The organism is Stenotrophomonas sp. YJH_SMC_94-11 (genome assembly GCF_059370435.1).
The window spans coordinates 172,050-193,065 of record NZ_JCAFTR010000005.1 but is presented as its reverse complement, the minus strand read 5'-3'; the positions used below and the strand labels follow the sequence as shown (position 1 = coordinate 193,065).

Below are 21,016 nucleotides of genomic sequence, written 5' to 3'. Positions count from 1 at the left end.
CGGCGGGGCGGGCAGGGTGGGAAATATCGCCCATTCATAAAGGTAGTGCCAAGGTCCATGAGGTTGCCGGCCAGCGGCCGGCACTACCGCGCGTGGGTCAGAACCGGTTGTCACCGTCCAGCATCCGGCCCAGCCCGCCCAGCACCGAGCCTTCGCCGCGGCTCTGGCCGCCGCCCTGCGGTGCGGCCATCCACATGCGGCCGGCCAGGCGTGAGAACGGCAGTGACTGCAGCCAGACCTTGCCGGGGCCGGTCAACGTGGCCAGGAACACGCCTTCGCCGCCGAACAGCATGCTCTTGATGCCGGCCACCCGACGCACGTCCATGTCCACCGTCGGGTGGTAGGCCACCACGCAGCCGGTATCCACATCCAGGCGTTCGCCGGCGGCCAGCTCGCGCTCCACCACGCAGCCGCCGGCGTGGATGAACACCCAGCCGTCGCCCTCCAGTTTCTGCATGATGAAACCCTCGCCCCCGAACAGGCCGGTCATGATCTTGCGCTGGAACTGCACGCCGATCTGCACGCCGCGCGCGCCGGCCAGGAAACTGTCCTTCTGGCAGATCAGGCGGCCGCCGTGCTGGTCCAGTTTCATCGCCAGCACCGTCCCAGGGTAGGGCGCAGCGAAGGCGACCTTGCCCTTGCCATGGCCGCTCTGGGTGTAGACGGTGGCGAACAGGCTTTCGCCGGTCAGTACGCGCTTGCCGGCAGCCATCACCTTGCCCATGAAGCCGCCGCCCTGGTCGCCATTGGCGGCGCCGAACACGGTATCCATCTGCACCGTGGCGTCCTTGAACATCAACGCGCCGGCCTCGGCAATGGCGCTCTCGCCGGGATCAAGCTCGATTTCCACGAACTGCATTTCATGGCCGACGATGCGGAATTCGATGTCGTCGGCGCGGCCGCTGGCGGCGGCGGGGACCGGCGGTGGGGTGTGGGGCATGCCCGGGGCCGCGGATTGCAGTTCGGGCACTTCGGCAATCGAGGTCCATCCGCTCATGCCCTGGCACCAGGCCAGCGCGCGCGGGTTGGCCTGCGCGTAGCGGCGCGCGGCCGGGTCATCGAGCGGTCCGATTCGGTCGGCCTGGGCCGAGGCATGGAAGTACCACTGGGTCATTGCGGCGGCTCCGCGGCGCTGGAAAACCCCGAGTCTAGCGAGCGCCCCGGGGGCAGGGCGACGGGGCCATGAACGGCCGGCATTTGCGGGGCAGGTGCTGTATTGCAACAATTATCTGGTAGCGCCGTTTTACCACCCCTCCAAACACAGCCTACCGCCATGTCCCCGACCCGCACTTCCCGTGGCCGCCTTCCGGTCGCGCGCCCTCTCGTTGCCGCTCTTTCCGCCCTGCTGCCGCTGGTAGCAGCCGCCCAGGAAACCCCTGCCGCCAAGGATCCGGTTGCCCTCGACACCCTGCAGGTAACCGCGCAGCGCCGTGTCGAGAACGCCAAGGACGTACCGGTCGCAGTCAGCGCGATCCAGGGCGAGAAGCTGGATGTGCTCGGTTCGGCCGGCGATGACATCCGCTTCCTGGCCGCACGCGTGCCCAGCCTCAACATCGAGTCGTCCTACGGTCGTGCCTTCCCGCGCTTCTACATCCGCGGCCTGGGCAACACCGATTTCGATCTCAATGCCTCGCAGCCGGTGTCGCTGGTATACGACGACGTCGTGCAGGAAAGCCCGCTGCTGAAGGGCTTCCCGCTGTTCGACCTGGCCAACGTGGAAGTGCTGCGTGGCCCGCAGGGTACCCTGTTCGGCCGCAACACGCCGGCCGGCGTGGTCAAGTTCGATTCGGCCCGCCCGTCGCAGGATGCCGACGGCTATATCCGCGTCGGCTACGGCAGCTACAACAGCTGGAACGTGCAGGGCGCCTACGGCGGCCCGCTGACCGACCGCTGGTCGGCGCGCGTCTCGGCGATCTACCAGCGTCGTGACGACTGGGTCGACAACACCCGTGTGGGCGCGCCCAACAGCGGCTTCGAAGGCTATGACGAAGCGGCAGGCCGCGTGCAGTTCCTGTACGAAGGCGATGACTTCGAAGCGCTGTTCAACCTGCACAAGCGCAAGCTCAACGGCACCGCCCGCCTGTTCCGCGCCAACATCATCCAGAAGGGTGGCAATTCGCTGGTCGAGAACTTCGACCGCGACAAGGTGGCCAACGACGGCGTCAACTTCTCCGACCTGGAGACCTGGGGGGGCAGCGCGCGCCTGCAGTGGAACCTCGGCTCGGTGACCCTGCACTCGATCACCGGCTACGAGACCGCCGAATCGCTCAACCGCGGTGACATCGACGGTGGCTACGGTGCGGCCTTCCTCGGTGCCGGCAACTACGGCCCGGGCCTGATTCCGTTCTCCTCAGAGTCGGCTGATGGCCTGCCGCACCATCGCCAGTGGACGCAGGAATTCCGCGTCGAGTCCAACGAGTGGGGCCGCTTCGACTGGCAGGCCGGCGTCTTCTACTTCGATGAAGACGTGACCATCAACAACTTCAACTACGACTCGCTGGCCCCGGGCAATCCGCAGACCGGCCACGTGGTGCAGAACCAGCGCAACAAGGCCTGGGCAGTGTTCGCCTCGGGTGACTTCGACGTCACCGACCGCTTCAAGCTGCGTGCCGGCGTGCGCTACACCCAGGACAAGAAGGACTTCAGCGCCAGCGTGCTGCAGGCGGTTCCGTTCGGCACCCCGGTCAGTGGCCCGTACCTGGCCAACACCGACGTCAACGACGTCAGCTGGGACCTGAGCGGCGTCTACAAGCTCACCGACGACATCAACGCCTACGCCCGCGTGGCCAAGGGCTTCCGCGCGCCGTCGATCCAGGGCCGCCTGGCCTTTGCGCCGGGTCTGTCGCAGGCCGATTCGGAGAAGGTCATCTCGTACGAGGCCGGCATCAAGGCCGACCTGTTCGAGCGCCGCGCGCGCCTGGGCCTGAGCGTGTTCCGCTACGACGTCGATGGCCAGCAGCTGATCGCCGTGGGCGGCTCCAACAACACCGCCACCCTGCTCAACGCCGACAAGACCATCGGCCAGGGCGTCGAGCTGGACCTGGAGGCCTACCTGGCCGACAACGTCCTGCTGACCTTTGGCAGCAGCTACAACGACACCGAGATCAAGGACAAGAACCTGGCGGTGGCGATCTGCGGCGGCGGCTGCACCATCACCGACCCGACCACGGTGATCAACGGCCAGACCTACGCGCTGGTGAACGGCAACCCGCTGCCGCAGGCGCCGAAGTGGATCCACAACGCGACCCTGCGCGTGGGCTTCCCGCTCAGCGATGGCAGCGAGCTGTACGCCTACACCGACTGGGCCTACCGCAGCGCGGTGAACTTCTTCATCTACGAGTCGCCGGAATTCCGCGGCCGTAGTTCGCTGGAAGGCGGCCTGCGCCTGGGCTACAACTGGGAGTATGGCCAGTACGACGTGGCCGTGTTCGGCCGCAACCTGACCAACCAGACCCGCGTGGTCGGTGCGATCGACTTCAACAACCTGACCGGCTTCCTCAACGAGCCGCGCACCTGGGGCGTGGAGTTCACCGCGAAGTTCTGATGCGGTCGCTGCGGTAATGCAATGAAGAAGGGCCGGCGCAATGCCGGCCCTTCTGTTTCCTGCTTCGTGTAGAGCCGAGCCTGCGCTCGGCTGCTCTGAGCCGAGCATGGCCCGGCTCTACAGAGGCATGGCTTACAGCGCGCTCTGCGGGCGCACCTTCAGTACCGCGTTCTCGGTGGTGCAGTCGCGGCTGGAGTGCAGGCCGGCCTTGCGCGCGGCAGCGATCTCCTTGCGTGCGGCCAGCAGGTCCTTGTTGAACGCGGCGTTGTCGTGCAGGCGGGCCACGGCGGCGGCACCCATGAAGCGGCCTTCCAGGATGTCGCTCTGCCAGTGCACGTTGCACACCAGGCGGCTCTCGCCGTAGTTGCGGCCGCGGGCCTGGATGGCATCGGCGCGGTCCGGCACGATCTCCGACAGGATCAGTGCCCAGGCCCAGCCGATCGAGGTGTGGCCGGATGGATAGGAACCATTCTTGCGCAGGCCATCCTCGTCCTTCGGCGAGCAGGTCGGCTCACCGTTGACCATGAACGGGCGCGGGCGCTGGTAGTGGTTCTTGGCTGCCTTGGTAGCGGCGCTGGCGTCGATCCGGCTGCGCTCCAGCAGTCGATACAGCGCCGGAGTCTTCACCGCATCGACGTCGATGTCGGCGGCGCAGGAGAAGTGGTTTGCACCTTCGGGGAAGCCGAGTTCCGCATCGATGCCGGCCTGGGCGAAGCGCGGGCTGCCACGCAGCGCGCGGGCTTCACGGCTGACCTGTTCGTCCAGGGCGAGGGCGGCCGAACCGGCCACCGGCGGTGCCGGCACCAGATCGAGGCTGGCCGGAACAGCGCTCTTGTCCAGATAGCCCACGGCCTTGGTGGTGATGTTGGCTTCGACGGCGGTCGGTTTGGTGGCCGTGGCAGCACAGCCGGCCAGGGCCACGGCAACGGCGAGGCCGAGCAGCGGGCGGGCGGGGTGGGAAATCAGCGACATGGACGGGCTCCGGAGGAAAAACACCGCGTCATGATCGCAGCCCGTATGCGGCACCGCAGTGGCCATCGGTCATACGGCCAGACCCGGCATGGTCATCACAGGAGATGAAGAACGTCAACGAAGCGTGCCAGTCTGCTGAATCCGGGCGCAGCGCACGGACTTTCACGCGGCCGCACCGTGAGCATCGGCACATCGGCAGTCACCAGGGGCCGTCCAGTTCCAGCCGGGTCGGGGGGATCCGAAGACAGAGGGAGAGAAGCGATGCGCAGCACCGCAACAGGAAGTACCGTCCTGGCCCTGCTTCTGGGGCTGGCAGCAGCACCGGCGCAGGCCGCCGACGTGGTCGGCGTGGCCTTCGTGCATGGCACCGGCGCGCAGACCAATGCCACCCAGGACTACTGGCAGCCGGCGATCATCGACACCGTGCGCCAGGGCCTGCCGAACAGCAGCAACTATGTGGTCATCAACTGTGACTTCACCCAGTACATGTGGAAACCGGAGGCCGCCGGCTGCCTGGCCAACCAGCTGACCAGTTTCATCGACAGCCGTGGCATCACCCAGCTGGTGGTGATTACCCATTCCAACGGCGGCAACGTGATGCGCTGGATCCTGTCCAATCCGACGTACGACAGCCGCTATCCGAAGATCATCCGGACGGTGCGCAAGGTCAACGCACTGGCACCGTCTTCGGCGGGCACGCCACTGGCCGATGCGGTGCTCAACGGCAATACCTTCGAAACGTCACTGGGCTGGCTGCTGGGCTACAAGAACGACGCGGTACGCCAGCAGCAGGTGGCCAGCATGGCCACCTACAACGCGCAGAACCTGTACGGCACGGCCGGTCGCCCGGCGTTGCCCAGGCCGTTCCGCGCGGTGGTCGGCAGTGACGTGGAATCGGCGGTGTGGGACAGCAACAGCTACTGCGGTGGCTATGCCGCCAACGTTGGCCTGGAGTTCACCCAGAACTGGTTGTCGTCCTGCTCCGATGGCTTCCTGGAGTGCAGCAGCCAGAAGGCGGCCGGCACCACCTGGTTCACCGACAAAGCGCGCACCCAGGGCGCAGAACCGCTCAGCCACAACCAGAGCCGGCGCGAGTGCTTCGGCCTCGGCACCCTGCTGCGCAACGACCTGACCCAGTGAGGGAGATGACCATGACGACCCATTCCACCCTGCTGGCCAGTGCGGTGCTGGCAGTACTGTCCCTTTCCGCCGCGCAGGCCGCGCAGCCTCTGCAGGCGGCCCGCGCGGGCGATCAGGTGCCTGCCGCATTGGTGGCCGCGCCGCTGCCTGCCGATGAAAGCGAACACGCGCCGTTGTCGTTTGCCTGGGCGCTGGACCCGGCACAGCCGCTGCAGGTGGCCACGCCATATGCCTCGGTCAGCCGCAGTTACTGGCAGCAGGTCGATGGCACGCAGCTGCAGCGCGGCCTGGACCTGCCGCTGACGGCGCCCGATGCGGTGATCCAGCTGAGTCCGGCCGCAGGAGCCCGCGCGCTGCCGGCCAACACCCTTCAGGTGCGCGACCCGGCTGGCCGCAGCAGCGTGGCCCGCAGTGTCGATGCGCGCGCGCTGCAGGATGCCGGCATGCCGGTGAGTGATGGCAGCAGCATGCTGCGCACCGGCGCGACCAGTGCCGCCGGTGCGTACACCCTGCAGAGCACGCAGGCGCAGGGCCGCTATGTGGTGCAGGTGCTGGAGCCCAACAGCCCGCTGCGGTTGGAAGTCCAGGCCAACCAGGCGCAGGTGCTGGCCGGTGGCAACGTGCAGCTGCAGGCACGCCTGCTGGAAGACGGCGCCACCACCGCGCAGCTGGCATCGCGTCGTGGCGGCCTGGGGGGGGAAGCCCTGCTGGTCGCACCGGATGGCCGCAGCTGGCCGCAGCGCCTGCTGCGCACCACCGATGGCAGCCTGCGCGCGCAGGTGCGGATCCCGACCGACATCGGCACCGTGCAGGGGCTGTGGGAGCTGCAGGTGTTCGCCCAGGCCGATGGCGTGCTGCGCGATGGCAAGGTGGCCTTCGCGGTGGCACGGCCGACCGCGCGTTTCAGTGGCCAGGCAGCACCGGACCCTTCCAGCCGCCAGGTGGCGCTGCCGCTGCAGGTGGCTGCGGCAGGCCGCTACGAGGCACGTGGCACGCTGTATGCCACGGCCCGCGATGGCCGGATGAAGCCGGTCGCGCAGGCACATGCAGCCGCGTGGTTCGATGGCCCAGGCGCCGGCCAGCTGGTGCTGCCGTTCGGCGAGGCCGCGTTGCCGGCCGGTTTTGGCGCACCGTACGAGCTGCGTGACCTGCAGCTGCAGGACCAGAGCCGGATGGCACCGATCGAGTCGCGCGCGCTGGCGTTGCGGTTCTGAGGTTGCGTGCAGCGGGCCGGGGTCCGGCCCGCTGCACCTTCTTGTGTAGAGCCGAGCCCATGCTCGGCTGCCGTTTGCCGTGATCAGGAGCAGCCGAGCGTGGGCTCGGCTCTACAAAGGCATGCCGACTACCCCGCGTATGCGGTCAGCCGGCCTTCCTGCTCGCAGACGGTGATCGCGCCGCCGAACACCGCCGACAGCGGTTCGTTGCGCAGCAGCTCGGCGCGGGTGCCGTCGGCCAGCACGCGGCCATCGCGCAGCAGCACCACCCGCTCGATCTCGGGAATGATCTCTTCGATGTGGTGGGTCACCAGCACCAGGGTGATGCCCTGCTGCGCCAGCACCCGCATGGTCGCCACCAGCTGCTCGCGGGCGACCAGGTCCAGCCCGGTGGAGGGTTCGTCCAGCAGCAGTGCCTGCGGCCGGTTGACCAGCGCGCGGGCGATCAGCACGCGGCGGGTCTCGCCAGCGGACAACTCGGCGTAGGCGCGGTCGCGCAGGGACAGGGCGCCGGTCATCGCCAGTGTCTCGCCCACACGTGCGCGCATATCGGCGGTCACTTCGCGGAAGGCCGGCACGACGTAGCTGGCGAAGAAGCCGGACAGCACTGCCTGTTCCACGGTCAGGCCCGGCATGTCGGCCAGATTGCTGCTGAGATCGCCGGTGACGATGCCTAGCTGCGATCGCAGCCGGTCCACCTGCCAGCGGTTCTGCCCCAGCACCCTTACCGCCACGGAGCCGTCGACCTGCGCCAGCGGGTACAGCTCGCGGGTGATCAGCTTGATGAAGGTCGACTTGCCGCAGCCGTTGGGGCCGAGCAGGGCGGTGTGCTGGCCCTGCGCGATGCGCAGGCTGAGCCCGTGCAGCACCTTCACCTGACCGCGCACCACGGTGGCGCGGTCCAGTTCGATCAAGGGGGGCAGCTCCGCAACGGGCGGGGCGGCAGTCATGGTGCTGGCGCGTGGATCAAGGCTCGACAACTCAGGTCCCCAACTGTGAACGGTGCCACGGATGACGGTGGCAATCACCGCCGCAGGGATGCAGTTTGCAACGCAAGCGCCCATCATGTCTGCCATCCCCGCGTCGATACGGAGAGCTGTCATGCCCGATGCCCTGATGTCCCTGCTGACCGGTGGTGTGCTCGGCCTCGGCGGGTGGGCCATGTTGGGCGTGCTGCTGGTCTTCACCCAGATCACCATCTTCTCGGTGACCCTGTACCTGCACCGCAGCCAGGCCCATCGCGGGGTCGATTTCCACCCGGCGCTGGCCCACGTGTTCCGTTTCTGGCTGTGGCTGACCACGTCGATGATCACCCGCGAGTGGGTGGCCATCCATCGCAAGCACCACGCCAAGGTGGAGACCGAGGACGATCCGCACAGCCCGGTCACCCGCGGCATCGGCAAGGTGTTCTGGCATGGCGTGGAGCTGTACCGCGAAGCGCGCGGCATGCGCGCGGACATCGAGCAGTACGGGCGCGGCACGCCGGACGACGCGATCGAGCGCCACCTGTATACCCCGCACGCCACGCTGGGGCCGGTATTGCTGCTGGCGATCAACGGCGTGCTGTTCGGCCTGCCCGGTGTGGCGCTGTGGGCGATCCAGATGGCATGGATCCCATTCTGGGCGGCGGGCGTGGTCAATGGCCTGGGCCACTGGTGGGGGTACCGCAACTACGAGTCGGCCGATACCTCCACCAATCTCACGCCGTGGGGGTTCTGGATCGGTGGCGAGGAGCTGCACAACAACCACCATGCCTTCCCCAGTTCGGCGCGCTTCGCGATGCGGCGCTGGGAGTTCGACATCGGCTGGAGTGCGATCCGCCTGCTGCAGGCGCTGCGACTGGCCAGGGTGCTGCGGGTGGCGCCGGCCATGGACGTGCGCCCGAACATCGCCGTGCCCGATGCCGAAACCCTGAAGGCGCTGCTGTCGCATCGCTTCCAGGCAATGACCGATTACCAGCGCAACGTGTTCATGCCGGCCCTGCGCGAGGAGGCCGCGCAGGCCGGGGCCAAGCTGCGCCGCCTGCTGCCACGCCGGTTGCGCCGTGGCCTGGTCAACGATGGCCGCTGGCTGAAGCCGGACAGCCGCGCCCAGCTCAGCGCATGGGTGGCGCAGCGGCCGCGCATCCGCACCCTGGTCGAGTACCGCGGGCGATTGGCTGCGCTGCTGGAAGCCCGTGGCCACGACGCCGCTGAGCGCCTGCATCAGCTGCAGGCGTGGTGCCGCGAGGCCGAGGAAAGCGGCATCGCGGCGTTGCAGGCCTACGCCGCACGGCTGAAGGGCTACAGCCTGGTGGGCGCGTGAGGGCAGGGTACGGGCTTCTGCTGGCGGCGCTGCTGCCGGGTGCGGCGCTGGCCCAGGTCACCGACACCGCCAGCTATCTGCAGCGGATGGACAGCGATGGCGACGGCAGGGTCAGCGAGGCCGAGTACGTACAGTGGATGCTGTATGCCTTCGATCGCATGGACCGCAACGGTGATGGCGTGCTGAGCGCCGACGAGCTGCCCGGCGGCAAGGGCAGGGCAATCAGCCGCGAGCAGCAGCGGCAGGTGATCGTGCAGCGCTTCCACAAGCAGGATGCCAACGGTGATGGCTTCCTGGATGCCCGCGAGCTGTCCGCGCCGCCGCGTTGAGCGGGCGTAGAATCGCCCCATGCCTGAACTGCCCGAAGTCGAAACCACCCGCCGCGGCCTGGCGCCGCACCTGCAGGGCCGCCGCGTGCATGGCGTGATCCTGCGCCGTGCCGACCTGCGCTGGCCGATTCCACCGGAAGTGGCCGAGCTGCTGCCGGGTCAGCGCATCGAGGACATCCGCCGGCGAGCCAAGTACCTGCTGCTGGATACCGCCATCGGCAGCGCCGTGCTGCACCTGGGCATGTCCGGCAGCCTGCGCGTGCTGCCCGGTGATACCCCGCTGCGGGCGCATGACCACGTCGACATCAGCCTGGACAATGGCCGCCTGCTGCGCTTCAACGACCCGCGTCGCTTCGGCAGCCTGCTCTGGCAGCCGGCTGGCGAGATCCACCCGCTGCTGCAGGGGCTGGGCCCGGAGCCACTGGACGAGGCGTTCGACGGCGACTACCTGTTCGCCCGCAGCCGGGGCCGCAGCGCGCCGGTGAAGACCTTCCTGATGGACCAGGCGGTGGTGGTGGGCGTGGGCAACATCTACGCCGCCGAGAGCCTGTTCAAGGCCGGCATCAGTCCGTTGCGCGAGGCAGGAAAGATCTCGCGAGCACGCTACCAGCGGCTGGCCGACGCGGTGAAGGAGATCCTGGGCTACGCCATCACCCGCGGCGGCACCACCCTGCGCGATTTCATCAGCCCCGACGGTGCGCCGGGCTACTTCGAGCAGGAGCTGCTGGTGTACGGCCGCGACGGGCTGCCGTGCCCGAACTGCGGGCGCGCGCTGAAGCACGCCACCATCGGCCAGCGCACCAGCGTCTGGTGCAGCCACTGCCAGCGCTGAGCCGGCGACCAGCGGCAGCTGAACGGGCAGGGCGCGTCTCCGCTGCCCGTTAACGTTTGTCTGCCTATGATGGCCGACCTTCCTCCCTGTGCCTGACGCGCCTGCATGCAACGACGCGACTTCATCCGCAATGCCTCCCTCGCCCTGGCTGCATTCGGCCTGCCGTCCCTGCCCGCGTGCGCGGCCAGCAGGAGCGGCCAGATGGGCCTGCGCCGCCTCGGCCAACCGCAGCCGTTCGACTTCGCCACCCTGAAGGGCCAGGCGCGCGCGCTTGCACAGGCACCCTACAAGAGCCACAAGCGGGTGCTGCCGGGCCGCCTGGAAGGCCTGGACTGGGACCAGTACCAGTCGATCGGCTACCGCCAGGACCATGCGCTGTGGGCCGACCAGCCCGGCAAGTTCCAGGCCAAGTTCTTCCACCTGGGCCTGTACTTCCATTCGCCGGTGCGCATGTTCGACGTGGTCGACGGCAAGGCGCAGGAACTGGCGTATGACGGCGCGGCGTTCAACTACGGCAAGAGCGGCATCAAGGATGGCGAGCTGCCGGCCGATCTGGGCTTCGCCGGGTTCCGCCTGAACACCCGCAAGGACACCGACCGCGACTTCGCCGCCTTCCTTGGCGCCAGCTACTTCCGCGCAGTCGGCAAGGAGGGCCAGTACGGGCAGTCCGCGCGTGGCCTGGCGATCGACACCGGCATGGGCAAGCCGGAGGAATTCCCGGATTTCATCGCCTACTACCTGGAACAGCCGTCGGCTGATTCGGACACGATCGTGGTCTACGGCCTGCTGGATTCGCCCAGCGTGGCCGGAGCCTATCGCTTCGCGATCACCAACGGTGACGTGCTGCTGATGGACATCGACAGCGCGCTGTACCCGCGCAAGACGATCGAGCGGTTGGGCATCGCCCCGTGCACCAGCATGTACCAGGTGGGCGAGAACGACCGCCGGATGGGCTGGGACTGGCGCCCGGAGATCCACGATACCGATGGCCTGTCGCTGTGGACCGGTGCCGGCGAGTGGATCTGGCGGCCGCTGCTGAACCCGCGCAACCTGCGTTTCAACATGTTCGTGGACCGCAACCCGCGCGGCTTCGGCCTGCTGCAGCGCGACCGCAATTTCGACCATTACCAGGACGACGGCGTGTTCTACGAGAAGCGCCCGTGCCTGTGGGTGGAGCCGAAGGGCGAATGGGGCGAAGGCTCGGTGCAGCTGGTGGAGATTCCCACCGTGGACGAGACGTTCGACAACATCGTGGCGTTCTGGAACCCGAAGGAAAAGCCGCAGCCGGGCCAGGAGCTGCTGGTCGGCTACCGCTTGTACTGGGGCGCCGAACCGCCGGCGCGCCCGCCGCTGGCGCACTGCGTGGCCAGCCGCACCGGCCTGGGCGGTGTGGTCGGCAAGAAGCGTGAGTACTTCAGCTGGCGCTTCGCGGTGGACTTCGAAGGTGGCGAACTGGCCAGGCTGATCGACAAGGCCGAGGTCGAAGCGGTGGTGGAAGCCAGCCGTGGCCGGGTCGAGATCGTGTCGGCGCGCCCGCTGCGCGAGATCAACGGCTATCGCGCGATGTTCGACCTGGTGCCGCCGGAAGGCAGTACCGAGCAGATCGACATCCGCCTGTTCCTGCGCAGTGGTGGCAAGACCCTCACCGAGACCTGGCTGTACCAGTACACCCCGCCGCCGGCCGGTGCGCCGGAGCGCACGCTGTACTAAGAGGGGGTTGGGTTTGCAGGGCTTGCAGCCCTGCACCTGCTTCAAGCCAAGGCAACGTCAATTGCGTGCATTCCGTGGGATGGCGGGGTGGGTCCGGTTGAGGGGGGCGGCGTAAATACGTCCATGTAGCCTCGGTCGCGCCATCCATGGCGCTCACGCCCCCTCAACCGGACCCACCCCGCCTTCGACAGATTTGCGCGATCTGTTGGAATCGCTCTTGGGGGTCAGATCCGTTTTCCGAAGGAAAACGCATCTGACCCCGGAACTTCATTCGATATCTGACAGATGTGTCGACCAAGGTCGACACCCACCAACAGCTGCGGGATTGTGTCAGAGGTGGCGCGGTGTCGGAGTGCGGGGTGTCAGCCGCATGGATGCGGCTGCCAAGCTTACAGGGACGTACTTGCAGCGTCCCCGCACTCCGACACCGCCCCGCCATTCCACGGAATGCCCGCTGTTGCCGTTGCTTCGGCTTGAAGCAGGTGCAGGGCTGCAAGCCCTGCAAAAGAACACCCCTTACAGCGGCAGGGGCGCCTGCGCCGGATCGATCCGGCCTTCGCCGCGGGTGATCTTCTTGAACTCGGCACGGCTGACCGACACGTAGCGCTCGTTGCCACCGATCTCCACCTGCGGGCCGTCCTGCACGGCGTGGCCATGCTCGTCCACGCGCACGGTCATCGTCGCCTTCTTGCCGCTGTGGCAGATGGTCTTGATCTCCTGCATCTCGTCGGCCCAGGCCAGCAGGTACTGGCTGCCTTCGAACAGCTCGCCGCGGAAGTCGGTACGAAGGCCGTAGCACAGCACCGGAATGCGCAGCTGGTCGACCACCTCACTGAGCTGCCAGACCTGGGCGCGGGTCAGGAACTGCGCCTCGTCCACCAGCACGCAGCCCATCGGGCCGTTGGCTGCCAGATCCTGCTCCACCCAGCGCTGCAGGTCGGTATCGCGGTCGAAGGCCATGCCGTCAGCGCGCAGGCCGATCCGCGAGGCCACCACGCCGGCGCCGGCACGATCGTCCAGGCGTGGGGTCAGGATCGCCACCCGCATGCCGCGCTCGCGGTAGTTGTGCGCGCTCTGCAGCAGGGTGGTGGTCTTGCCGGCGTTCATCGCCGAGTAGTAGAAGTAGAGCTTGGCCATCGGCCAATTCTAGTCGCCACCCGGCCCGCCGTCGCGGATCGGCCGTGGCCGGGCGATCACGTGCCGGCTGTCGCGTACCCCGGTGCCAGCAGCGCCGAGGCAACGATGGCCTGGCAGGCGTGGCTCATCGCCCCGATCTGGCCAGCTCCTCGTCCTGCCATTGCCGGTAGGCCACCGGGTCCCAGTAGCGCGCCAACTGGTGCTTTTCCGGTTGCAGCACACGGGCCCCCGCATCGCCACGGCCCTGGCTGCGCATGGCGCCGTTCCAGCCGGCGCGGCTGCCGGTCTGCTGCATGCTGCCGGCCCGCAGTTCACGTTCCAGCCGCGGCGTCGCGGCCGGATCGCCGAACTCGGCATACAGCGCGCGGCCCTCGCGCACCGCGCGCTCGCGCTCGTCGGCGGACAGCGCCTCCCAGAAGCGTTCGCGCTGTACCACCAGCCATTCGGTGCCGCGCTCGGCCGCCAGGTCCATCCATGCATAGCCCAGGGCGCGGTCGACCGGACCGCCCTGCCCGTTCCAGAGCATGTCGGCCAGCGCTGCCTGTGAGAGCTTGTCGCCGTAGCGCGCGGCATTGCGGAAGTCGTTGCGGGCTTCTTCGTGGCGGCCCCGCTCGCGGGCCTGCATGCCGAGCCCACGGAAGCGCAGGTCCGGATGGTAGACAAGAAACTCGTGCGACTGCAGCACAATCGTTTCATAGGCGTCGGCAGGCGGTGCCGGGCTGGACCCGGCCGCAGGCACGGCCAGCAGGCCCAGCAGGGTAGCCACCAGCGGGCGGGCGATGATGTTCAAGGACATGGACCACGCTCCTGTGTTCCGGAGTCGACTCAATACCTTAGGGCCAGGCGTCATGCAAGTCAGGTCGGCCCGCCGGCACCCCGCTACAATCCTGTCCCCATGCACGGTCTCAATCCCCCCCAAGCCGCCGCCGTCCTGCACATCGAAGGCCCCTTGCTGGTGCTCGCCGGCGCCGGCAGCGGCAAGACGCGGGTGATCGTGGAGAAGATCGCCCACCTGATCGGCAGTGGCCGCTATCCGGCGCGCCGCATCGCGGCGATCACCTTCACCAACAAATCGGCCAAGGAAATGCGCGAGCGCGTGGCCAAGCGCCTGCGCGAGCAGGACGCCGACGAGGTGACCATCTGCACCTTCCATGCGCTGGGCCTGAAGTTCCTGCAGATCGAACATGCCGCCGTGGGCCTGAAGCGCGGCTTCTCCATCTTCGATGCCGATGATGCCGCCGCGCAGATCAAGGACCTGATGCACGGCGCCAAGCCCGATGACATCGAGGACATGAAGAACCTGGTGTCGCGCGCGAAGAACGCCGGGCTGTCGCCCGAGCAGGCGATGGCCGCCGCACGCAGCAACCGCGAGAAGGAAGCGGCCAGCGTCTACGAGCGCTACCAGCTGCGGCTGACCGCGTTCAATGCGGTCGATTTCGATGACCTGATCCGCCTGCCGGTGCAGATCCTGGAAGAGAACCCCGAGATCGCCCTGGCCTGGCGCGAGCGCATCGGCTACCTGCTGGTGGACGAATGCCAGGACACCAACGACGCGCAATACCGCCTGCTCAAGCAGCTGGCTGGTGAGAAGGGCAATTTCACCTGCGTGGGCGACGATGACCAGTCGATCTACGCCTGGCGTGGCGCCAACCCGGAGAACCTGCAGCAGATGGGGCGTGACTACCCCACGCTGGAAATCATCAAGCTGGAGCAGAACTACCGCTGCTCCAACCGCGTGCTGCGTGCAGCCAATGCGCTGATCGCCAACAACCCGCACGAACACCTGAAGAAGCTGTGGAGCGACCAGGCCGACGGTGAGCGCATCCGCGTGTGGGAGTGCCGCAACAGTGAGCACGAAGCGGAAAAGGTCGCCGCCGAAATCGCCTTCGTGGCGCAGTCGCGCAACGTGCCGTGGAGTGATTTCTGCATCCTGTTCCGTGGCAACTTCCAGTCGCGGCCGCTGGAAAAGGCGATGCAGCTGCTGCGCATCCCCTACCACCTGACCGGCGGCACGATGTTCCTGGAACGCCAGGAAGTGAAGGACACGCTGGCCTGGCTGCGGCTGCTGGTGAACCCGGACGATGACACCGCGTTCATGCGCGCGGTGCAGTCGCCCAAGCGCGACGTGGGTGCCGGTACGCTGGCCAGGCTGGCCGAGCTGGCGCAGGAAAAGGACATGCCGATGGCGCATGTGGCCGAGACCATCGGCGCCCTGCAGCAGTTGCCGCCGCGCGCGGCCAACAGCCTGGCGCGCTTCACCGACATCCTGCGCGACCTGCGGGCGCAGATGCGCCAGGTGACGTCCGGCGACATGATCCGCAAGGTGGCCAAGGAATCGGGGTTGCTGAGCGAGCTGCGCCAGCAGGCCAAGGAAGAGGCCAGCTACCAGCGCCGGGCGAACAACATCGAGGAACTGGCGCAGTGGTTCGAGGGCGGCCCGCGCGGTGCCACCGCCGCCGACCTGGCCGGCCAGCTGGCGCTGCTCTCGCGCAGCGACAAGGACGAGGGCGGCAACCAGGTGCGCATGATGACCCTGCACGCTTCCAAGGGCCTGGAGTTCCCGTACGTGTTCATCGTCGGCTGCGAGGACGGCGTGTTGCCGCACCAGGTCAGCCTGGATGAAGGCAACCTGCAGGAAGAACGTCGCCTGCTGTACGTGGGCATCACCCGCGCCAAGATCCAGCTGTGGATGAGCTACAGCAAGCTCACGCGCAAGTTCGGCGAGCATGTGCGGCTGAAGCCGAGCCGGTTCTTCGATGAGATCCCGGCCGAGGAGATCCAGCGCGATGGCGCGGACCCGGTGGCGGATGCGGCGCGGAAGAAGGAACGGGCGAGCGCGGGGTTGGCGGCGATCGAGGCGTTGTTCGACTAAGGCGCTCCAACGGCGCCGCCCCTCCGTGGTGGAGCACGCGTTGGTTCGGTGGCTGGCCGGTCGGGGTGGGTTCGCGGGGGACGCCGTGAACCCGTCCCTGAAGTGACCGCCGGGCGTGTCCTTCCACGGCAATGCAAAGAAAATCAGATTCAACAGCTGGGGGTTGAGGCAGAATCGGGGTTTCGGCTGGAGGTCTGCGCGTGCATCCGATTGAAAGCGAACGCCTGCGTCTGCGTGCGATCGAGCCCGACCGCGATGCGGTGCCGATGTTGGCACTGTTGAACGATCCGGGCTTCGTGCGATTCATTGGTGACCGCAACGTACGCAGCGAGGAGCAGGCGCGGGAGTACATCGCGCTGCGGGTGCTGCACAGCTATGCGTTGAACGGGTTCGGCATGTATGCCATCGAGCGCTTGTCCGATGGCGCGTGGCTGGGCAATGCCGGGCTGGTGCGGCGTGATGGCCTGCCGGGGCCGGACATCGGCTATGCGGTGCTCTCGGAATTTGCCGGGCAGGGCTACGCCGGTGAGGCGGCGCGTGCGGTGTTCGCGCATGCACGCGGAGCGCTGGGCTTGCGGGATCTGTATGGCATTACCGATCTGGACAACGTGGTGTCCGGGAAGATCCTGCTGGGCCTGGGCATGCAGGAGCGCGGAGTGATCCAGTTGCCAGGAGTGGATTCACCCAGCCGGTTGTACGCGACACCGGGGGCGGTGGCGGTCTCAGCCCCGCGCTCATGACGCAATCTGCACGAATCGAATGAGAACTCTTGTATTTGGCGATAAACCGGCATGTCGTCCGGTTCACCGCCGATGCTTCCGGCTTTGATGAGGGTGACCGACGCGCCGCATTGGACAGCGCTGTGGTCATTACCCAAACCCGGAAACTCCAGGAGTTCTCATGAAGCCCATGACCTTGGCCGTGACGATGTTGTTGAGCATGGCGTCTGCATCCGCATCTGCATTCACGCTTCCCCAGATGGGCGCTCTTTCGCCACGTTCCAGTACACAGGCGTGTCAGAACGCATGGAATGCGTCGTCTGCCAGCCGCAGTTGCCATGTCAACCGCATTGAAGGGCGGCCCGGCACGCAGTGCTTCATCAATGTCAGCTGCGTGCGCAACAACGGCAGCAAACTGGTGAATCAGTACACGATGGAGGAATGGGGGGTACGCGCCCTGTCCAACTGCGACGGAATTCTCAGGGTCGGAGGGTGCTGATCCACGGATCGATCCTGCGCCGATCGGTGCGGGGTGACCGGCCAGGGGTCGGCACTACCTGATGCGGACGGGGTCGGAGCCCGCGCTGCGGGATCCGACCCCGGCAGGCTGCGTCAGCCGCGCAGTTCTGCCAGCTGCGCCTGCAGCTCGGCCACGGCCGCTTCCAGCTGGGCCACGCGCTCGGCCAGGCCCGGATCGGCCGCATCGCTGCTGCCCCCGCCACTGCTGGCGTACTTGGCCGCCAGCGCGGCACCATCCACTTCACCGCACAGCAGGTGCATGTAGCGGTCTTCGCGCTGGCCGCTGGCGCGCGGCAGCACCACCAGCAGCGCGCGCTGCTGCAGGCGCTCGACGGCGTGGCGGGCTTCGTCGATATCCGCAAACCGGTACAGACGCTCGCTGCGCGACACCAGCTCGCCCAGGGTCTGTGGGCCGCGCAGCAGCAGCAGCGCCAGCAGCACGGTCTGTTGCCGGGTCAGGTCCAGCGCGGCCTGCAGGCGGTGCTCGTAGCGGTCGGCGCGCGAGGAGAAGTGCTGGCGGGCCAGGCCCAGTGCTTCCAGCTGGCGCAGCGCGTGCTGCACGCTGCCGGCGTCCACGTTCATCACCGGCTCGCGGGCGGTCTTCTGGTTGGCCGCCGATTGGGCGGCATTGACGGTCAACGGGTAGGTGTCCGGGGTGGTCGCCTCCTTCTCCACCAGGCAGCCCAGCAGGCGGGCCTGCACCGCATCGAGCAGGGGGACGTCGGGGGTCTGGGTGGAATCGGTCATGGCGGCCTCCGGAAGAGCAACGGGTCAACCGCCAAGCATAGCCGTCCCAGGGCCGGCTTTGCCGGTAAAATGCACCGGTATATCTGATTGCCGGTGAATCCATGCGTCGTCCTGTTTCCCTGTCCCTGACCCTGCTCGCCACCGCGGCGCTGGGCCTGTCCGCCTGCAAGCGCGTGGACGCGCCTGCCGCTGAAGCCGCGGCGCCGCAGGCCCCGGCGTCCGCCGCCAAGGCCGATGGCGCGCGTGATGCCACCGCCAACGACAACCTCAACGCCGTGCTGTGGATGCAGCGTGCGCAGGAGTACAGGGCGATCACCGAGCAGACCTACCGCGCCGCCGCCGACCACCTGGACGTGGCGCTGAAGGAAGCCCATTGGGATGCTCTGGTGCCGGAAGAACGCGGCAACGAGGCCAAGGGCCTGAAGCCGGCCGTGGTGCTGGACGTGGACGAGACCGTGCTGGACAACTCGCCCTACCAGGCGCGCCTGGTGCGCGACGGCAAGGAATACGACGAGCTGAGCTGGGACCAGTGGGTGGCCGAAAAGAAGGCCAAGGCGATCCCGGGCGTGGTTGATTTCGCCAAGGCGGCCAACGCCAAGGGCGTGACCCTGCTGTACATCTCCAACCGTGCCGTGCACCTGAAGGACGCGACCCTGGCCAACCTGCGCGAGCAGGGCCTGCCGGTGGCCGATGACAGCGTGTTCCTGGGCCTGGGCACCGTGGTCGAAGGCTGCGAGCAGGCTGGCAGCGAGAAGAACTGCCGCCGCCGCCTGGCCGGGCAGAAGTACCGCGTGCTGATGCAGTTCGGCGACCAGCTGGGTGACTTCGTGGAAGTGACCGCCAACACCAACGAAGGCCGTGACGCCCTGCTGCAGCAGTACCACGACTGGTTCGGCGAGCGCTGGTGGATGCTGCCGAACCCGACCTACGGCGGCTTCGAGCCGGCGCAGTTCAACAACGATTACAGCCAGTCGCGCCAGGCCCGCCACGACGCCAAGCGCGCCGCGCTGGACTACGCACCATGAGCCGCGCACCGCTGCCGCTGCGCGATGACGAGCGCCTGATCTTCGCGCTGGACGTGCCTGACCGCGCGCAGGCGCTGGCGTGGGTCGACCGCCTGGGCGACAGCGTGGCGTTCTACAAGATCGGCATGGAACTGCTCGCCTCCGGCGAGTACTTCCAGGTGCTCGATGAGCTGGCCCGCCGCGACAAGCGCGTGTTCGTCGACCTGAAGTTCTTCGACATCCCGGCCACGGCTGCGGCGGTGATCAAGCGCCTGTCGCAGTGGCCGGTCAGCTACGCCACCATCCATGGCTGGCACCCGGCCATGATGGAGGCGTGCGCCGCCGCCAACAGCGGCGACATGCGCCTGCTGGCAGTGACCGTGCTGACCTCGATGGGTCGCCCCGACCTCGCACAGATGGGCATCGACCGCGAACCGGTGGACGTGGTGGTCGAGCGCGCGCTGGCCGCCCAGGCCGCCGGCATCGATGGCGTGATCGCTTCGGGCCAGGAGGCCGGCCCGATCCGCGCTGCCACCGGCAGCGGATTCTCGATCGTCTGCCCGGGCATCCGCCCCGGTGGCCCGGTCGGCGATGACCAGAAGCGTACCGTTGGCGTAGCGCAGGCCTTTGCCGATGGCGCCGATGCCATCGTGGTCGGTCGCCCGATCCGCCTGGCCGCCGATCCGCAGGCCGCAGCGCGGGCGATCCAGCAGGAAATCGCGTCGGCTCTGGCTGCACGCTGAGCCCACAGCCGACGCCGGTCACGCCGGCACCACGAACGCCATCCCGATCCATGCGGGATGGCGTTCGCATTTGTGGGTCTGCAGCTGTCGCAGGCGGCGCCAGCCATGAGAACTGTGCGCAGGTTCGCGCTGTGGGCCTCTCCACTGCTCCCCAATCGATGCACCGGTACGGACCGCGGCCGCGCCGGTTCCAACCATCGACAGAGGAGTACAGGGAAATGTATCGCAGCACCTCTTTGTTCATCGGCCTGCTGTTGGCCGCGTCTGCCGTACCCGCCACCGCTGCGCCGCAGCTGCGCGATGCGCCGCGCATCATCGGCGGCGAAGCGGCGCCGGCCGACGAGTACCCGTTCATGGTCAGCATCCAGGGCATCTTCGACGGCGATTCGGACCATGATCGCCACTTCTGCGGGGGCACCCTCATCTCACCCTCGTGGGTGCTGACGGCCGCGCACTGCATGCAGGGCGAAGCGCCTGGTGGCATCGCCGTTGTCGGCAAGGTCACGGCCCTGTCCACTGACGCCGGACCACGACCCTCCAACGTCAAGGCGATCCACGTCCATCCGGCATTCAACAGCGGCAATTCGCTGGAGCACGACGTCGCCCTGATCCAGCTCAGCGCACCGCTGGTCGGCGCACAGCCGGTAGCACTGCGGCTGCGGCCCGACGCCAGCTATCTCAAGCCGGGCCGTGAATTCACGGTGATCGGCTGGGGAGACACCGACATCGGCGATGGCCGGGTCTATCCGACTCAGCTGCAGACCGCACAGGTGCCGTTCGTGTCATTCGATGAATGCCAGCAGGCGTACGGCGGTGAACTATCACGTGGCAAGGTGATCTGCGCCGGCCGCGAGGGCATCGACAGCTGCCAGGGGGATTCCGGAGGCCCCCTGCTGCTGCGCCTGCGTGAAGGCTGGACCCAGTTCGGTGTCGTCAGTTGGGGCGAGGGCTGTGCGCTGGCCGGCTATCCGGGGATTTATGCCCGAATCGCCGAAAAACACGCCGTAGATTTCATCGAAGCGGTTTGGCAACGCGATTGACACAATAAAATCAAATACATACATAGCATTACGTGAAGTGTTGCCTTAACTTGAACGGCAGCGTAGGATCGCCGCCATCCGGTCCTCGGGCCGGACATGTGCCACAACACTGTCCTCCGGCCCCGCGCCGGCTTGAAGAGCCTGTGATCCCCGTGATCCGGGCTCTTTTTTTATCCCGATGGCGGCGCTG

Annotated in this window: 19 protein-coding genes; 13 read left to right on the top strand and 6 right to left on the bottom strand. The window is 67.6% G+C overall.

The window, feature by feature from the left end; translation table 11 throughout:
• Positions 1 to 97: 97 nt before the first annotated feature.
• Complete coding sequence (locus tag AC5P74_RS11285) at positions 98 to 1,114, bottom strand: TIGR00266 family protein (protein ID WP_005421115.1); 1,017 nt, start codon at positions 1,112 to 1,114, stop codon at positions 98 to 100.
• A 159-nt stretch (positions 1,115 to 1,273) separates the two neighbouring features.
• On the opposite strand from AC5P74_RS11285, the gene AC5P74_RS11280 reads away from it, so the two are divergent.
• Positions 1,274 to 3,544 carry a TonB-dependent receptor gene (locus tag AC5P74_RS11280; protein WP_053496709.1) on the top strand — a complete coding sequence of 757 codons (2,271 nt, stop codon included), beginning with the start codon at positions 1,274 to 1,276 and terminating at the stop codon, positions 3,542 to 3,544.
• A gap of 132 nt (positions 3,545 to 3,676) precedes the next feature.
• On the opposite strand, the gene AC5P74_RS11275 is transcribed toward AC5P74_RS11280, so the two are convergent.
• The gene (locus AC5P74_RS11275) at positions 3,677 to 4,516 is read right to left on the bottom strand and encodes an acid phosphatase (protein ID WP_005421113.1); all 840 of its coding nucleotides are present in this window, start codon (positions 4,514 to 4,516) and stop codon (positions 3,677 to 3,679) included.
• 261 nt (positions 4,517 to 4,777) lie between these two features.
• Here AC5P74_RS11275 and AC5P74_RS11270 point away from each other — a divergent pair, with 261 nt between their 5' ends.
• Together AC5P74_RS11270 and AC5P74_RS11265 are read left to right on the top strand one after the other, a co-directional pair.
• Positions 4,778 to 5,656: a hypothetical protein gene (locus AC5P74_RS11270; protein ID WP_070488845.1), complete on the top strand. Its 879-nt coding sequence runs from the start codon at positions 4,778 to 4,780 to the stop codon at positions 5,654 to 5,656.
• 11 nt (positions 5,657 to 5,667) lie between these two features.
• Positions 5,668 to 6,870: a DUF4785 domain-containing protein gene (locus AC5P74_RS11265; protein WP_329842739.1), complete on the top strand. Its 1,203-nt coding sequence runs from the start codon at positions 5,668 to 5,670 to the stop codon at positions 6,868 to 6,870.
• A gap of 128 nt (positions 6,871 to 6,998) precedes the next feature.
• Here the strand turns inward: AC5P74_RS11265 and AC5P74_RS11260 are convergent, their stop codons facing one another.
• Complete coding sequence (locus AC5P74_RS11260; protein WP_053496707.1) at positions 6,999 to 7,820, bottom strand: ABC transporter ATP-binding protein; 822 nt, start codon at positions 7,818 to 7,820, stop codon at positions 6,999 to 7,001.
• 151 nt (positions 7,821 to 7,971) lie between these two features.
• Here AC5P74_RS11260 and AC5P74_RS11255 point away from each other — a divergent pair, with 151 nt between their 5' ends.
• The 4 genes from AC5P74_RS11255 to AC5P74_RS11240 all read left to right on the top strand — a co-directional run bounded on the left by AC5P74_RS11255 (position 7,972) and on the right by AC5P74_RS11240 (position 12,045).
• Positions 7,972 to 9,174, top strand: coding sequence for a DesA family fatty acid desaturase (locus AC5P74_RS11255; RefSeq protein WP_206619812.1), 1,203 nt, complete (start codon positions 7,972 to 7,974; stop codon positions 9,172 to 9,174).
• Positions 9,171 to 9,503 (top strand): EF-hand domain-containing protein, encoded by a 333-nt coding sequence (locus AC5P74_RS11250; protein WP_053496705.1) that lies wholly within the window; start codon positions 9,171 to 9,173, stop codon positions 9,501 to 9,503. The genes AC5P74_RS11255 and AC5P74_RS11250 overlap by 4 nt, the downstream gene beginning before the upstream one ends.
• A 19-nt stretch (positions 9,504 to 9,522) precedes the next feature.
• Positions 9,523 to 10,335, top strand: coding sequence for a bifunctional DNA-formamidopyrimidine glycosylase/DNA-(apurinic or apyrimidinic site) lyase (gene mutM, locus AC5P74_RS11245; protein ID WP_346608207.1), 813 nt, complete (start codon positions 9,523 to 9,525; stop codon positions 10,333 to 10,335).
• Positions 10,336 to 10,440: 105 nt separating this feature from the next.
• Complete coding sequence (locus tag AC5P74_RS11240; protein ID WP_072167419.1) at positions 10,441 to 12,045, top strand: OpgD/OpgG family glucan biosynthesis protein; 1,605 nt, start codon at positions 10,441 to 10,443, stop codon at positions 12,043 to 12,045.
• 516 nt (positions 12,046 to 12,561) lie between these two features.
• On the opposite strand, the gene AC5P74_RS11235 is transcribed toward AC5P74_RS11240, so the two are convergent.
• On the bottom strand, positions 12,562 to 13,182 hold the full coding sequence (locus tag AC5P74_RS11235; protein WP_005421101.1) for a thymidine kinase: 621 nt from the start codon (positions 13,180 to 13,182) through the stop codon (positions 12,562 to 12,564).
• 124 nt (positions 13,183 to 13,306) lie between these two features.
• Positions 13,307 to 13,978 (bottom strand): SEL1-like repeat protein, encoded by a 672-nt coding sequence (locus AC5P74_RS11230; protein ID WP_164263785.1) that lies wholly within the window; start codon positions 13,976 to 13,978, stop codon positions 13,307 to 13,309.
• 99 nt (positions 13,979 to 14,077) lie between these two features.
• On the opposite strand from AC5P74_RS11230, the gene AC5P74_RS11225 reads away from it, so the two are divergent.
• From AC5P74_RS11225 to AC5P74_RS11215, 3 genes are all read left to right on the top strand, one after another.
• The gene (locus AC5P74_RS11225; RefSeq protein WP_053498020.1) at positions 14,078 to 16,054 is read left to right on the top strand and encodes a UvrD-helicase domain-containing protein; all 1,977 of its coding nucleotides are present in this window, start codon (positions 14,078 to 14,080) and stop codon (positions 16,052 to 16,054) included.
• A gap of 200 nt (positions 16,055 to 16,254) precedes the next feature.
• Positions 16,255 to 16,794 carry a GNAT family N-acetyltransferase gene (locus AC5P74_RS11220; RefSeq protein WP_329842733.1) on the top strand — a complete coding sequence of 180 codons (540 nt, stop codon included), beginning with the start codon at positions 16,255 to 16,257 and terminating at the stop codon, positions 16,792 to 16,794.
• Between the two features lie 160 nt (positions 16,795 to 16,954).
• The gene (locus AC5P74_RS11215; protein ID WP_138953373.1) at positions 16,955 to 17,272 is read left to right on the top strand and encodes a hypothetical protein; all 318 of its coding nucleotides are present in this window, start codon (positions 16,955 to 16,957) and stop codon (positions 17,270 to 17,272) included.
• Between the two features lie 113 nt (positions 17,273 to 17,385).
• Here AC5P74_RS11215 and AC5P74_RS11210 read toward each other — a convergent pair whose 3' ends face one another.
• On the bottom strand, positions 17,386 to 18,039 hold the full coding sequence (locus AC5P74_RS11210; RefSeq protein ID WP_164093077.1) for a YceH family protein: 654 nt from the start codon (positions 18,037 to 18,039) through the stop codon (positions 17,386 to 17,388).
• Positions 18,040 to 18,140: 101 nt separating this feature from the next.
• On the opposite strand from AC5P74_RS11210, the gene AC5P74_RS11205 reads away from it, so the two are divergent.
• The 3 genes from AC5P74_RS11205 to AC5P74_RS11195 all read left to right on the top strand — a co-directional run bounded on the left by AC5P74_RS11205 (position 18,141) and on the right by AC5P74_RS11195 (position 20,826).
• Positions 18,141 to 19,064 (top strand): 5'-nucleotidase, lipoprotein e(P4) family, encoded by a 924-nt coding sequence (locus AC5P74_RS11205; protein ID WP_005421086.1) that lies wholly within the window; start codon positions 18,141 to 18,143, stop codon positions 19,062 to 19,064.
• Positions 19,061 to 19,786 (top strand): orotidine-5'-phosphate decarboxylase, encoded by a 726-nt coding sequence (pyrF, locus tag AC5P74_RS11200; protein WP_005421084.1) that lies wholly within the window; start codon positions 19,061 to 19,063, stop codon positions 19,784 to 19,786. The genes AC5P74_RS11205 and pyrF overlap by 4 nt, the downstream gene beginning before the upstream one ends.
• A gap of 218 nt (positions 19,787 to 20,004) precedes the next feature.
• Positions 20,005 to 20,826, top strand: a complete 822-nt coding sequence (locus AC5P74_RS11195) for a S1 family peptidase (protein ID WP_495204922.1) — start codon at positions 20,005 to 20,007, stop codon at positions 20,824 to 20,826.
• Positions 20,827 to 21,016: the final 190 nt, after the last annotated feature.

What these genes read in the sequence shown, in the direction of transcription:
- AC5P74_RS11205 (WP_005421086.1), top strand. Translation starts at nt 18,141, where the DNA reads ATGCGTCGTCCTGTTTCCCTGTCCCTGACCCTGCTCGCCACCGCGGCG.
- AC5P74_RS11215 (WP_138953373.1), top strand. Translation starts at nt 16,955, where the DNA reads ATGAAGCCCATGACCTTGGCCGTGACGATGTTGTTGAGCATGGCGTCT.
- pyrF (WP_005421084.1), top strand. Translation starts at nt 19,061, where the DNA reads ATGAGCCGCGCACCGCTGCCGCTGCGCGATGACGAGCGCCTGATCTTC.
- AC5P74_RS11260 (WP_053496707.1), bottom strand. Translation starts at nt 7,820, where the DNA reads ATGACTGCCGCCCCGCCCGTTGCGGAGCTGCCCCCCTTGATCGAACTG.
- AC5P74_RS11230 (WP_164263785.1), bottom strand. Translation starts at nt 13,978, where the DNA reads ATGTCCTTGAACATCATCGCCCGCCCGCTGGTGGCTACCCTGCTGGGC.
- mutM (WP_346608207.1), top strand. Translation starts at nt 9,523, where the DNA reads ATGCCTGAACTGCCCGAAGTCGAAACCACCCGCCGCGGCCTGGCGCCG.
- AC5P74_RS11280 (WP_053496709.1), top strand. Translation starts at nt 1,274, where the DNA reads ATGTCCCCGACCCGCACTTCCCGTGGCCGCCTTCCGGTCGCGCGCCCT.
- AC5P74_RS11255 (WP_206619812.1), top strand. Translation starts at nt 7,972, where the DNA reads ATGCCCGATGCCCTGATGTCCCTGCTGACCGGTGGTGTGCTCGGCCTC.
- AC5P74_RS11235 (WP_005421101.1), bottom strand. Translation starts at nt 13,182, where the DNA reads ATGGCCAAGCTCTACTTCTACTACTCGGCGATGAACGCCGGCAAGACC.
- AC5P74_RS11285 (WP_005421115.1), bottom strand. Translation starts at nt 1,114, where the DNA reads ATGACCCAGTGGTACTTCCATGCCTCGGCCCAGGCCGACCGAATCGGA.
- AC5P74_RS11265 (WP_329842739.1), top strand. Translation starts at nt 5,668, where the DNA reads ATGACGACCCATTCCACCCTGCTGGCCAGTGCGGTGCTGGCAGTACTG.
- AC5P74_RS11240 (WP_072167419.1), top strand. Translation starts at nt 10,441, where the DNA reads ATGCAACGACGCGACTTCATCCGCAATGCCTCCCTCGCCCTGGCTGCA.
- AC5P74_RS11195 (WP_495204922.1), top strand. Translation starts at nt 20,005, where the DNA reads ATGTATCGCAGCACCTCTTTGTTCATCGGCCTGCTGTTGGCCGCGTCT.
- AC5P74_RS11210 (WP_164093077.1), bottom strand. Translation starts at nt 18,039, where the DNA reads ATGACCGATTCCACCCAGACCCCCGACGTCCCCCTGCTCGATGCGGTG.
- AC5P74_RS11275 (WP_005421113.1), bottom strand. Translation starts at nt 4,516, where the DNA reads ATGTCGCTGATTTCCCACCCCGCCCGCCCGCTGCTCGGCCTCGCCGTT.
- AC5P74_RS11225 (WP_053498020.1), top strand. Translation starts at nt 14,078, where the DNA reads ATGCACGGTCTCAATCCCCCCCAAGCCGCCGCCGTCCTGCACATCGAA.
- AC5P74_RS11270 (WP_070488845.1), top strand. Translation starts at nt 4,778, where the DNA reads ATGCGCAGCACCGCAACAGGAAGTACCGTCCTGGCCCTGCTTCTGGGG.